We start from the raw sequence: 12,706 nt of genomic DNA, 5'->3' as shown, positions 1-12,706 counted from the left end.
TCCGCGTACCGCGCCCGCTGTACGCGGACACGGGGAAGGCCCCCGGGGTGTGCTGTCCAGCACCCCGGGGGCCGTTCTCGGGACGGGGGTCCGTCAGTGGTTGCGCGGGAAGCCCAGGTCGACGCCCGCCGGGGCCTCGGACGGGTCCGGCCAGCGGGTGGTGACGACCTTGCCGCGGGTGTAGAAGTGCACGCCGTCGTTGCCGTAGATGTGGTGGTCGCCGAAGAGCGAGTCCTTCCAGCCGCCGAAGGAGTGGTAGCCCACCGGTACCGGGATCGGCACGTTCACGCCGACCATGCCGGCCTCGACCTCCAGCTGGAAGCGGCGGGCGGCGCCGCCGTCGCGGGTGAAGATCGCGGTGCCGTTGCCGAACGGCGAGGCGTTGATGAGGGCGAGGCCCTCCTCGTACGTCTCGGCGCGCAGCACGCAGAGGACCGGGCCGAAGATCTCGTCCCGGTAGGCCTTGGCCGTGGTCGGCACGTGGTCCAGGAGGGAGAGGCCGATCCAGTGGCCGTTCTCGTGGCCGTCGACGGTGTGACCGGTGCCGTCGAGGACGACCTCGCAGCCCTCGTCCGCCGCGCCGTGGACGTAGGAGGCGACCTTGTCGCGGTGGACGGCCGTGATGAGCGGTCCCATCTCGGAGGTGGGGTCGGTGCCGGGGCCGATCTTGATCTTCTCGGCGCGCTCGCGGATCTTCTGGACGAGCTCGTCGCCGATGGAGCCGACGGCGACGACCGCGGAGATCGCCATGCAGCGCTCGCCGGCGGAGCCGTACGCCGCGGAGACGGCCGCGTCGGCGGCGGCGTCGAGGTCGGCGTCGGGGAGGACCAGCATGTGGTTCTTGGCGCCGCCGAGCGCCTGGACGCGCTTGCCGTTGGCGGAGGCGGTGGTGTGGATGTACTTGGCGATCGGGGTCGAGCCGACGAAGGAGATCGCGGAGACGTCCGGGTGCTCCAGGAGGCGGTCGACGGCCACCTTGTCGCCGTGGACGACGTTGAAGACGCCGTCGGGGAGGCCCGCCTCGGCGAGCAGCTCGGCGATCTTCAGGGAGGGCGACGGGTCCTTCTCGCTGGGCTTGAGGATGAAGGTGTTGCCGGTCGCGATGGCGATGGGGAACATCCACATCGGCACCATGGCCGGGAAGTTGAAGGGCGTGATGCCGGCGACGACGCCGACGGGCTGGCGGATGGACGCCACGTCCACGCGGTTCGACACCTGGGTGGAGAGCTCGCCCTTGAGCTGGGTGGTGATGCCGCAGGCCAGGTCGACGATCTCCAGGCCGCGGGCGACCTCGCCGAGCGCGTCCGAGTGGACCTTGCCGTGCTCGGCGACGATCAGCTCGGCGATCGCGTCGCGGTTGGCGTCGAGCAGCGCGCGGAACTTGAAGAGGATCGTGGTGCGCTGGGCGAGCGAGGAGGTGCCCCAGGTGGCGAAGGCGTCCTTCGCGGCGGCGACGGCCGCGTCGACCTCCTCCACCGAGGCGAGGGCGACCTGGGTGGTGACGGCACCGGTGGCCGGGTCGGTGACCGGGCCCCAGTTGCCCGACGTGCCCTCGACGGTCTTGCCACCGATCCAGTGGTGGACGCTCTTCGTCATGACGAGTTACTCCTTCAGAGATGGCGGCGTCGGGCGGTGACGTGCCGGTCGTACTCCTCGCGGGCCTTGACCGCCGACGGGCGGGTCGAGATCTCGGCCACGGGCACATCCCACCACGCCTGGGCCGGGGGCGGGCCCGACACACTGTCTGCCGTTTCGGTCTCGACGTAGACACATGTGGGATCCGCGGCCGCCCGGGCGTCCGCGAGGGCTTCCCGCAGGTCACGGATGGTGCGGGGGCGTAGTACGCGCATCCCGAGGGACGCCGCGTTGGCGCCGAGGTCGACGGGGAGCGGGGGGCCGGTGAAGCTTCCGTCCTCGGCCCGCAGGCGGTAGTCGGTGCCGTACCGCTCGGCGCCGACGGCCTCGGAGAGGCCGCCGATGGAGGCGTACCCGTGGTTCTGGAGGATCACCAGTTTCAGCGGGAGCCGTTCCTGCACGGCGGTGACGATCTCGGTGGGATTCATCAGGTACGTCCCGTCTCCGACGAGCGCCCAGACGGGCCGGCCGGGCGCGGCGAGGAGGACGCCGACGGCGGCGGGGATCTCGTAGCCCATGCAGGAGTAGCCGTACTCGACGTGGTACTGCTCCGGGGAGCGGGCCCGCCACAGCTTGTGGAGGTCGCCGGGGAGCGAGCCGGCGGCGTTGATCAGGATGTCGCCCGCGTCGACCAGGGTGTCGAGTACGCCGAGGACCTGGGTCTGGGTGGGACGGGCGTCCTCGTCGGGGGCGGCGTACGCGGCGTCGACGCGGGCCTCCCAGCGGAGCTTCTCCTCGGCGTACTCGTGGACGTAGGGCGCGGGGACGTGGTGCTGCTCCAGGAGCGTGTGGAGCTGTTCCAGGCCCTCGCGGGCGTCGGCGACGAGCGGGAGCGCCGCCATCTTGTGGGAGTCGAAGGCGGCGATGTTGAGGTTGACGAACCGTACGTCGGGGTGGCCGAAGAGGGTGCCGGAGGCGGTGGTGAAGTCGGTCCAGCGGGTGCCGACGCCGATGACCAGGTCGGCGGTGCGGGCCAGGTGGTCGGCGACGGCGGTACCGGTGTGGCCGATGCCGCCGACGTCCTGGGGGTGGTCGTGCGGCAGCGACCCCTTGCCGGCCTGGGTTGAGGCGACCGGGATGCCGGTCCGCGCGGCGAGGTCGGAGAGCGACTCCTCGGCCGCGCTGTACCGGACGCCGCCGCCGGCGACGATCAGCGGGCGGGTGGCACGGGCGATCGCCGCGGCCGCCGCGTCCAGTTCCTCCTCGTCCGGGGAGGGGCGGCGGACCCGCCAGATCCGCTCGGCGAAGAACTCCTCCGGCCAGTCGTACGCCTCCGCCTGGACGTCCTGGGGCAGGGCGAGGGTCACGGCGCCGGTCTCGGCGGGGTCGGCGAGGACCCGGACGGCGGCGAGGGCGGCCGGGATCAGGGCCTCGGGCCGGGTGACCCGGTCGAAGTACCGGGAGACCGGGCGGAGGCAGTCGTTGACGGAGACGTCGCCCGCGTGAGGGAGTTGGAGCTGCTGGAGGACGGGGTCGGCGGGGCGGCCGGCGAAGGTGTCGCCGGGCAGCAGCAGGACCGGGAGGTGGTTGATCGTGGCGAGGGCGGCGCCGGTGACGAGGTTGGTGGCGCCGGGGCCGATGGAGGTGGTGACGGCGTGCGCGGAGAGCCGGTTCGTCCGGCGGGCGTGGCCGACGGCGGCGTGCACCATGGCCTGCTCGTTGCGGCCCTGGTGGAAGGGCATGTGTTCCTCTTCGATCAGCGCCTGGCCGATCCCGGCGACGTTCCCGTGCCCGAAGACGCCCCAGGTGGCGGCGACGAGCCGCTGCCGGACGCCGTCGCGCTCGGTGTGCTGGGCGGCGAGGAAGCGGACGAGCGCCTGCGCGACGGTCAGCCGGATGCTCACGCGTATCCCTCCGTGTGGTCCGGGTGGAAGCAGATCTTCCACTCCCGTTCGGGGCCGGGGCCCGCCATGACGTTGAGGTAGTAGAGGTCGTGCCCCGGCTGGGCGACGGAGGGTCCGTGCCAGCCGTCGGGGACGAGGACCGCGTCGCCGCCCCGGACCTCGGCGAGGAGCTCGGCGCCGCCGGGCCGGGAGGGCGAGATCCGCTGGTAGGCGAGGCCGCCCGGGCCGGCGATCTCGTAGTAGTAGATCTCCTCCAGGACGGACTCGGCGCCCGGGCGGTGCTCGTCGTGCTTGTGCGGCGGGTAGGAGGACCAGTTCCCGCCGGGCGTGACGACCTCGACGGCGATGAGCCGGTCGCAGGCGAAGGCGTCCGCCGAGGCGAAGTTCCGCACCCGGCGGGCCCGGTTGCCGCTGCCCCGGGTCTCGACGGGAACCTCCGGCGCGGGGCCGTAGCGGGCGGGGAGTCGTCGCTCGCACTTCGCTCCTGCCAAAGCGAAGCGGCCTCCCGCGCCGGAGGCGATCTGGGCGTGGGCGTCGCGGGGCACGTAGGCGAAGTCGCTCACCCCGTCGAACACGCTCGCGCGGCCCAGGAGTTCGATGATCTCGCCGTCGACGCGCACGCTACAGGCACCGGAGAGGGGAAGCACGGCCCATTCGGAATCCCCGCTCTCGAAGGAGTGGATCTCCCCCGGTCCGAGGACGAGGACCCGCAGCGCGGAGTAGGCCCATCCGGCCCGCTCGGGGTCGATGTCGACGGCGTACGGCCCATGGGCGGCGGTTCCGGCGGGGAGGTGGAGGCTCGTTTCCATGGCGGATCCCTACCCCCGTTCCGGCAGGGTGCCGCTGCCCGCCGCGAGGGCTTCGGCGATCTCCGTGGCGTCCGGCATCGCGGAGGAGCAGGCGAGGCGGCCCGCGACGATCGCGCCGGCGGCGTTCGCCTGGCGCAGGACCGTGCCGAGGTCCCGGCCGGCGAGCAGCCCGTGGACGAGCGCCCCGCCGAAGGCGTCGCCCGCGCCGAGCCCGTTGACGACCTCGACCGGCAGCGGCGGCACCTCGGCGCGGGTCCCGTCGGCGGCGAGCGCGAGGACGCCCGCGGGGCCCTGTTTGACGACGGCGAGCCGGACCGCGCCGGTCGCGAGGAGGGCGCGGGCGGCGGCCTCCGGCTCCCGTTCCCCGGTGGCGACCTCGCACTCGTCGAGGTTGCCGACGGCGACGGTCGCGTGCCGCAGCGCCTCGGTGTAGTACGGGCGGGCCGCCGCCGGGTCCGTCCAGAACATGGGCCGCCAGTCCAGGTCGAGGACCGTCGCCTCCCGGCCGGACCTGGCCCGCAGCGCCTCCAGGGTCGCGGTGCGGCTGGGTTCGGCGCACAGGCCGGTGCCGGTCGCCCAGAAGACGCGGGCGGCGCGGATCGCGTCGAGGTCCAGCTCGTGCGGCCGGATCTCCAGATCGGGGGCGCGGGGGCGGCGGTAGAAGTACAGCGGGAAGTCGTCGGGCGGGAAGAGCGCGCAGAAGGTGACGGGGGTGGGGTGCTCGGGGACCTCGGTCACCCAGCGGTCGTCCACGTCGAAGCCCTTGAGCTCACGGCGCAGGTAGGTGCCGAAGGGGTCGGCGCCGGTGCGGGAGACGAGCGCGGTGCGGCGGCCGAGGCGGGCCGCGGCGACGGCGACGTTGGCCGCGGAGCCGCCGAGGAACTTGCGGAAGGTCTCGACCCGGTCGAGCCCGACGCCGGTCTGGAGCGGGTAGAGGTCCACGCCGAGGCGCCCCATGGTGATCAGGTCGTACGGCTCCGTCTCCACGCGCCACCTCTCGGTCGGGCCGCCGTCGGCTCCGCATCCAGGTCTAACCGTCCGCCGGGAGGCGTGTCAACGATATGTCCGGACATTCGGACGACCGGACCGGACCGCTTGACGGTGCTCTCGGGGCGCCGCCAAGGTGGCACTCATGACGAAGCCGTCGCCGCAGCCGTCGCCACCGTCCCGGATCCGTATCGGATCGGCCCCCGACTCGTGGGGGGTGTGGTTCCCCGACGATCCCCGCCAGGTGCCGTGGCAGCGGTTCCTCGACGAGGTGTCGGGCGCCGGCTACACGTGGATCGAGCTGGGTCCGTACGGCTATCTGCCCACCGATCCGGCCGTCCTCGCGGAGGAGACCGCGCGGCGCGGGCTGCGGGTCTCGGCGGGGACCGTCTTCACCGGCCTTCACCACGGCCCGGACGTCTGGGACCGGACCTGGGCGCACGTCGCGGAGAACGCCGCCCTCGCGCAGGCGATGGGCGCGGGCCATCTGGTCGTCATCCCGTCGTTCTGGCGGGACGACCGGACGGGCGAGGTCCTGGAGGAGCCGACGCTCACCGCCGGGCAGTGGCGGGACCTGACCCGGCTGACGGAGCGTCTGGGACGGGAGGTGCGCGAGCGGTACGGGCTGCGGATCGTGGTCCATCCGCACGCCGACACCCACATCGACGGCGAGGAGAGCGTGACGCGCTTCCTCGACGCCACCGACCCGGACGCGGTCGCGCTCTGCCTGGACACCGGGCACTACGCGTACGCCGGCGGGGACAGCGTCGAGCTGATCGAGACGTACGGGGAGCGGATCGGCTACCTCCATCTCAAGCAGGTCGACCCGGAGGTGCTGGCCGGGGTGGTGGCCGAGGGGGTGCCGTTCGGGCCGGCGGTGGCGCGGGGCGTGATGTGCGAGCCGCCGTCCGGGGTGCCCGCGCTCGAACCGGTGCTCGCCGCCGCGTCGGCGCTGGACGTGGACCTGTTCGCGATCGTCGAGCAGGACATGTACCCGTGCGAACCGGACGCGCCGTACCCGATCGCCCTGCGGACCCGGCGCTTCCTCCGCTCCTGCGGGGTATGACGGGCGCGCGGCCCGGCGCATACCGCTCTGACCAGGGGTGACGCACGCGGACACACCGGTGGGCGTGTGTGCCGCTTCCGTCACACGGGTCCCTCCGCCGTCACACATGTCTCCGTTACGCGGGCTTTGCGTCACAGGCGCTCGACAGCCGCTCTCCTCCTGTCGGGAGGGGCGTTGCAAGGGGCACAGGCTGATTGATCGCTTGATCGCAACCGCCCGCCCGCAGCGCCCCCGAACGGCACCCCCGCCGCCGCTGCGCGGCGCGCAGGGAGGTACCGGGCATGACGGACAGAAGGCTCTGGTCGTACAAGGACATCGCGGCGCACATCCGGGTGCAGCCGGACACGATCCGCTCCTACCGGAAGCACGGGCTGCTGCCGGCCCCCGACCACGTGGAGTCGGGCAGGCCCTACTGGTACGTGGACACGATCCGCGCCTGGGTCGCGAGCCGCCCCGGCAACCGGGCCCGCCGCGACTGACGCCGCCCGCGCGTACGGCGCCGGTCCCGTGGCTTCCCGGGTCCGGCGCCGTACGCGGGGGGCGCGGAAGCCCGAGGGGCCGTACGCCCCGAGGCCCCCGCGCCCCGGGCCCCACGGCCGTCAGACGATCGCGTCGTAGATGTTCCAGCCCCAGCCGATCCGCTGCCGGACCGGACCGGGCACGATGCCCTCCGTCCAGCCGGCGTACTTCTCGTCGTACGCCCAGACGTCACCGTTCCTGTCCCGCGCGACGACGTCGTTCTCCGTCCAGCGGCCCAGGTCGGGGGTGGACGTGATCGCGCTGTAGGTGTTCCAGCCGCCGCCGACCCGCACCCTCGGGCGGAAGGGCTTGGCCGAGGCCTCCCAGTCGTCGCCGAGGGTGTGCTTCCAGAGCACACCGCTCGCGTCGCGGGTCAGCACTCCGTCCTGCGTGCCCGTCCACGCCGTGTAGACGTTCCAGCCGGCGCCGACCCGCTCCCGGGGCCAGAAGGCCGTGGACGGCTCACCGCTCCTGTGCCGGAAGTTCCAGAGGACGCCGGCGGTGTCCCGGGCGAGCATGCCGTCCCCGTAGCCGGTGATCGCGGTGTAGATGTTCCACCCGGCGCCGAGCCGGACGCGCGGCTTGAACGGCGCCGCGGGGTTCCCCGATCCCCGGTGGAGCCAGAGGACACCGGCCCTGTCACGACCGAGCACATCGCCCCTGCCGTCCGCGTAGGTCGGCGTGAGCTGGCTGATCAGCGAGTACGTGCCCCAGCCTCCCCCCACCCGGGTGCGGCCCGTCAGGGCCGGGACGTCCTTGCCCAGGGACTCGTACCGCCACAGGACCCCGTTCCTGTCCCGTGCGTGGAAGGCGCCCCGCATGCTCCGGCCCGGGGTGCCGCGGTCGATGACGAACCCGGCCGCGCCGCTCGCCACCGTGGCGGCGGAGGCGTCCACGACCTCGAAGCGGCCGTCGAGGGAGGGCGCCAGGTAGGGGGCGATCCAGTCGTCCACGGCGAACGTGACGTCGTACGTGAGCGTTCCGGCCGCCGCGACGGCCGGAAGGTCGAGCACGAGGGCCAGCCCCGTGACATCGGGGTCGGTCGGCACGTCCCAGGAGACCGGCACCGCCGGGGCGCCGTTCACCGAGACCGTGGAACTGACGGAGCTCGCCACGCTCTCCGGGGTGCTGTCGAACGGCGGGTTCTCCAGGGGGAGGACGAGCCGGGCCCGCACCTGGCCGGTCACGTCGGCCGGCAGGCTCACGTCGAACCTGCTGCTCACCGGGACGCCGCTCCCGACGCGGAACGTGGGACGGCCGCCCGCCTGGACCACCGTCCCCGTCGTGGCGGTCTCGGCCGCCACGGCCCGGGCGGGAGCGGCGGAGGCCGCCGCTCCCCCGAGCACCGCCGGCGCGAAGCCGACGACCAGGGCCGTCGCCAGAATCAGAGTCTTGCGCGTACGTGCCACGAAGTGCCCATCTGTTCGCAGGTCATGAGCGGACGGGCGTCGCCTCCCGCCGCTTCTCGGACACTTCTTCGACACCCGGGGTCGGCTCAGGGTTGTACGAGTCCGACTCGCTGATCCCGAAACGGTCGTGGAAGCGGCGCAGCGGACCCGGCGCCCACCAGGTGAGGCGGCCGGTCAGCTTCATCACGGAGGGGACGAGGAGGCTGCGGACGACCATCGCGTCCATGAGGACGGCGAGGGCGACGCCGAGTCCGAGCATCTTCGTGTTGGTGACGCGGGAGGTGCCGATGGCGACCATGACGACGGCGAGGATCACGGCGGCGGCGGTGATCAGGCCGCCGGTGTGGCGCAGCCCGAAGCGGACGGAGCGCTCATGGTCGCCGGTGGCGTCGTACTCCTCCTTGATGCGGGAGAGCAGGAACACCCCGTAGTCCATGGAGAGTCCGAAGGCCACGCAGAACATGAGCACGGGCAGGGTGGTCTCGATGTCGCCGGTGGAGGTGAAGCCGAGGAAGCCGGCGAGGTGCCCCTCCTGGAAGACCCAGACGACGGCGCCGAACATCGCCGTGAGGCTGAGGGCGTTGAGGAGGACGGCCTGGACCGGGACGACGACGCTGCCGGTGAGCAGGAAGACGAGGAGCAGGGTGACGAGGACGATGATCCCGGCCGCCCAGGGCAGCCGCTCGGCTATGGCGTCCTTGGAGTCGACGAGGACGGCGGCCGGTCCGGTGACGGAGGTGGCGAACGGCGCCTCGGCCGTGCGCAGTTCCCCGACGACCCGCTGGGCGTCGGCGCCGACGGTCTCGCCGTCGGGCACCACGGTGAAGTAGGCGGCGCCGCCGGCGGTGACGGGCCCCTCGGCCCGGACGACGCCGTCGAGGGCGGAGATCCGCTCGCGGTAGTCGGCGTACTGCGCGGGGGTGGCCGCCCCTTCGGCGAGGACGGTGATGCCGCCGCCCGGGTTGCCGGGGAAGCCGTCCCGCAGCTCGTCCTGGACGACCCGGGAGGAGGCGGTGGCGGGGAGCTGGCGGTCGTCGGCGGTGCCGAACTTCACGCCGAGGAAGGGCAGTCCGAGCAGCACGAGTCCGGCGGTGGTGACGACGGCGAAGACGGGTGCCCGGCGCATCACCAGGGCGGCGGCCCGCCCCCAGCCCGCGCCGTCGCCTGCCTCCTTCGGCGGCCGGCCGCGTCGGAGGAGGCGCCGCAGGTCGAGGGCGTTGACCCGGTCGCCGAGCAGCACGAGGGCGGCCGGGAGCAGGGTGAGCGCGGCGGTGGCGGCGAGCAGGACGACGGCGATCCCGGCGTACGCGAAGGAGCGCAGGAAGTACTGCGGGAAGACCAGCATCGCGGCCAGCGAGACGGCGACGGTCAGGGCGGAGAAGAGCACGGTCCGTCCGGCGGTGCGCAGGGTGGTGCGGACGGCGGTGTGCGTGTCGGCGCCGGCGGCGAGCTCCTCACGGTAGCGGCGGACGACGAACAGGGCGTAGTCGATGGCGAGTCCGAGGCCGAGGGCGGTCGTCAGGTTCTGCGCGAAGACGGAGACGTCGGTGAACTCGGTGATGCCGCGCAGGACGGCGTTGGTGCCGAGGATGGCGACGATGCCGACGCCGAGCGGCAGGAGGGCGGCGACGGCGCTGCCGAAGACCATGACGAGCAGGACGAGGGTGACGGGCAGGGCGATGAGCTCGGCCCGCAGCAGGTCCTCCTGGATGACGGTCTGCATCTCGTGGCGGACGGCGAGTCCGCCGCCGAGGGAGACCTCGACGGGGCCGTGGGTGCCCCGGTAGGTCGGGGCGATCCGGTCGAGGACGGCGGCGGCGTCCTTCTCCTCGCCGGGTATCCGGGCGGCGATCACGGCCTGGCGGCCGTCCTCGGAGCGGAGGGCCGGCGAGCCGGTGGACCAGTAGGAGCCGACGCCCTCGACGCCCGGTTCGGCGTCGAGGCGCTCGGCGAGCTTCCGGGCCTCGGCGACGACGGCGTGGGCGTCGACGGGGGCGGCTCCCCCCGTGGTCCGGGCGCCGCCCGCGTCGACGAGGAGGAGCACGTTCGGCTGGGAGCCGGGGAACTGCCGTTCCAGGGCCTTGGTGGCGTACGTGGACTCGGCGGACGGGTCCTCCCAGCCGCCGCTGCCCATGCGGTCGGCGACGCCGCCGCCCGCGAGGACGGCGAGGGCGGTGAGCACGAGGGCCATGAGGAGGGTGAGGCGCGGCCGGGCGGTGACGAACCGCGTCCATCCGCCGCCACGCCCGCTCCCCGGCGCTGATTTCTTGACTTCGGACATGACGCGGTGTCCCCTTCACCGTGGCCCTCGCACGCGCTTCCCGGCAGGTCGCAGGGGCCGCCCATTGCCATAGACTGGCAAACACGAGTGATCACTCGCGTTTCTCAAGAATGCGAGCGACCTCTCGTGTTTGTCAAACGTGCCGAGGAGAGCTGGGGACAGCCATGTCCGGAGACGTGACCGAAGAACCGAAGCCGCGCCGCCGCCAGGCCCGTGGCGAACGCCGCATCGCGCAGCTGCTCCAGGCCGCCGCGAGGGTCTTCTGCGCGTCCGGGTACACGGCGACCAGCACCAACGCGATCGCCCGGGAGGCGAGCGTCTCGCCCGGCACGCTCTACCAGTACTTCCCGAACAAGGAGGCCATCGCGATAGAGCTCGGCGAGCGCCTCCTGAACGAGATGCGGGAGGCCCACGGCCAGGCGTTCACCCCGGAGAACCTCGCCCTGCCGCTGCCCGAGATGCTGGACGTCGTCGTCGACCCGCTGATCGCGTTCAACTGCGAGAACCCGGTCTTCCTCGCCCTGATGCACGGCTCCGAGGTGCCCGGCCGGATCGCCGAGGAGCACGACGCCCTGCACGCCAACCTGCTGGCCTCGGTCCAGGGGGTGATCGGGCACTACGCCCCGGGACTCTCGGCCGCCGACCGCGCCCGGATCGCCGGCATGACCTTCGCGATCTTCAAGGGCGGACTGGGACTCGTCCTGGCCGCGCCCGAGGGCCCCGAGCGGGACGCGACGATCGCCGAACTGAAGACCGTCCTCCTGCGCTACCTCTCCCCGCTGGTCGAGACCCCGGTCACCACGCCCCGGGCCCACTGACCCCCGTACCGGTCACCACGCCTCCGCCCCGCTGACCGATTCCGGGGGCCGCGCCTCCTCGCCGGGGCCCGCCCCCGGCCCCGTCCGCGCCCGCAGCTTCATCGCGAGCAGCGGGAAGACGAGGACGGAGATCATGGCGGCCCCGACGAGCGCCGCCGCCTCGCCGGCCGTCATCTCCTTGTCGTCCACGCCGATGGTGGTGATGGCGACGACGAGCGGCAGCGCCGTGGAGCCGTACAGGACGAGGCCCCGCCGGTCCTCGCGGCCGAGGTCGCGCGGGGCGAGGAACCAGATCGGCCCGCCGCGCACGACCAGGAAGAGCGCCAGGAAGACCGGCAGCAGGAGCAGGGTCCTGCCCCCGTCGAGGAGCGAGTCGAGGTCGAACTCGATCCCGGTGACGACGAAGAAGACCGGGACGAGGAAGCCGAAGCCGACGCCCTCGACCTTCTCCAGGATCTGCGGCCCGGAGTCGGGCGCGGCCCCGGTCAGCACGAGCCGGGTGATGAGTCCGGCCGCGAAGGCGCCGAGCAGCACGTCGAGCCCGAGGGCCGTCGACGCCCCGAGCATCAGGGCGAGCAGCAGGAAGACGAAGCGGACCGCGAACTGGCCGCTGCTGTGCAGGGTCCTGGCGATGACCTTCGAGAACCACGGCGGGCGGGGCCGCAGCGCCCAGAGGACGGCCGCCGCCGTGAGCGCGGCGAAGACGGCGAGGACGGCGGTGGACTCGGCGGCGCCCCGCCCGCTGAGCAGCAGCGCCATCGCGATGATCGGGCCGAACTCGCCGACCGCCCCGAAGGCCATGACGACCGAACCGAACCGCCCGTGGAGGTCGCCGGCGTCCCGCAGCACCGGCAGGACGGTGCCGAGCGCGGTGCTGGTCAGGGCGACGCCGATGAAGACGCCCTTGGTGTAGCCGCCGCCGAGCAGGACGCCGGTGGCGAGCCCGAGGCCCAGGGCGATCACCCAGGCCCACACGGAGCGCCGGAGGGTGTCGCCGCGGACCTTGCCGAACTCGATCTCGTACCCGGCGAGGAAGATCAGCATGGTGAGGCCGAGCTGGGAGAGTCCGTCGATCAGCGTGTCGGGCCGGGCCCAGTCGAGGACGTCGGGGCCGATGAGGATGCCGAGCAGGATCTCGAAGATGACGAGGGGGACGGGAAGCCTGCGCCCCACCGCGTAGGCGAGCAGCGGCGCCAGGACGGCGATCGCCATGATCAGGATGAGCGTGCTCCCCGAATGCGACATGTCGGGTATTTACCATAGGCTTCGGCCGGAATCCGGCCGCCCTGCCCGCCCGGCCGCCCGACTGGATTTTATACCCCCTAGGGGTATAGCCTC

Annotated in this window: 10 protein-coding genes; 3 read left to right on the top strand and 7 right to left on the bottom strand. The window is 73.1% G+C overall.

The genetic code is table 11. The features are described 5' to 3' along the window. Positions 1-93: 93 nt before the first annotated feature. Genes mmsA through iolC form a run of 4 tightly spaced genes read right to left on the bottom strand, consistent with a single transcriptional unit; the run spans position 94 to position 5,245 of the window. A complete protein-coding gene (gene mmsA, locus BLW86_RS24370) occupies positions 94-1,596 on the bottom strand; it encodes a CoA-acylating methylmalonate-semialdehyde dehydrogenase (protein WP_093876012.1) in 1,503 nt (500 codons plus the stop codon). A gap of 14 nt (positions 1,597-1,610) precedes the next feature. Beyond that, on the bottom strand, positions 1,611-3,479 hold the full coding sequence (iolD, locus tag BLW86_RS24365) for a 3D-(3,5/4)-trihydroxycyclohexane-1,2-dione acylhydrolase (decyclizing) (protein WP_093876011.1): 1,869 nt from the start codon (positions 3,477-3,479) through the stop codon (positions 1,611-1,613). Then, positions 3,476-4,288 carry a 5-deoxy-glucuronate isomerase gene (gene iolB / locus BLW86_RS24360; RefSeq protein ID WP_093876010.1) on the bottom strand — a complete coding sequence of 271 codons (813 nt, stop codon included), beginning with the start codon at positions 4,286-4,288 and terminating at the stop codon, positions 3,476-3,478. Before iolB ends, iolD begins: the two co-directional genes overlap by 4 nt. A 9-nt stretch (positions 4,289-4,297) precedes the next feature. Continuing rightward, positions 4,298-5,245: a 5-dehydro-2-deoxygluconokinase gene (iolC, locus tag BLW86_RS24355; protein ID WP_093878836.1), complete on the bottom strand. Its 948-nt coding sequence runs from the start codon at positions 5,243-5,245 to the stop codon at positions 4,298-4,300. 175 nt (positions 5,246-5,420) lie between these two features. On the opposite strand from iolC, the gene BLW86_RS24350 reads away from it, so the two are divergent. Continuing rightward, on the top strand, positions 5,421-6,341 hold the full coding sequence (locus BLW86_RS24350; protein WP_093876009.1) for a sugar phosphate isomerase/epimerase family protein: 921 nt from the start codon (positions 5,421-5,423) through the stop codon (positions 6,339-6,341). Positions 6,342-6,622: 281 nt separating this feature from the next. After that, positions 6,623-6,820 carry a helix-turn-helix transcriptional regulator gene (locus BLW86_RS24345; protein ID WP_093876008.1) on the top strand — a complete coding sequence of 66 codons (198 nt, stop codon included), beginning with the start codon at positions 6,623-6,625 and terminating at the stop codon, positions 6,818-6,820. A 120-nt stretch (positions 6,821-6,940) separates the two neighbouring features. On the opposite strand, the gene BLW86_RS24340 is transcribed toward BLW86_RS24345, so the two are convergent. Further along, complete coding sequence (locus tag BLW86_RS24340; protein ID WP_093876007.1) at positions 6,941-8,269, bottom strand: hypothetical protein; 1,329 nt, start codon at positions 8,267-8,269, stop codon at positions 6,941-6,943. A 22-nt stretch (positions 8,270-8,291) separates the two neighbouring features. Next, complete coding sequence (locus BLW86_RS24335; protein ID WP_093876006.1) at positions 8,292-10,550, bottom strand: MMPL family transporter; 2,259 nt, start codon at positions 10,548-10,550, stop codon at positions 8,292-8,294. A gap of 164 nt (positions 10,551-10,714) precedes the next feature. Here BLW86_RS24335 and BLW86_RS24330 point away from each other — a divergent pair, with 164 nt between their 5' ends. Then, positions 10,715-11,368 (top strand): TetR/AcrR family transcriptional regulator, encoded by a 654-nt coding sequence (locus BLW86_RS24330; RefSeq protein WP_093876005.1) that lies wholly within the window; start codon positions 10,715-10,717, stop codon positions 11,366-11,368. Positions 11,369-11,380: 12 nt separating this feature from the next. Here the strand turns inward: BLW86_RS24330 and BLW86_RS24325 are convergent, their stop codons facing one another. Further along, positions 11,381-12,613, bottom strand: coding sequence for a cation:proton antiporter (locus tag BLW86_RS24325; RefSeq protein WP_093876004.1), 1,233 nt, complete (start codon positions 12,611-12,613; stop codon positions 11,381-11,383). Positions 12,614-12,706 lie beyond the last annotated feature (93 nt).

The organism is Streptomyces sp. TLI_105, assembly GCF_900105415.1.
GTDB lineage: Bacteria > Actinomycetota > Actinomycetes > Streptomycetales > Streptomycetaceae > Streptomyces.
The sequence above is the reverse complement of the archived record's forward strand: the minus strand, read 5'-3'. Positions and strand labels throughout refer to the sequence as shown.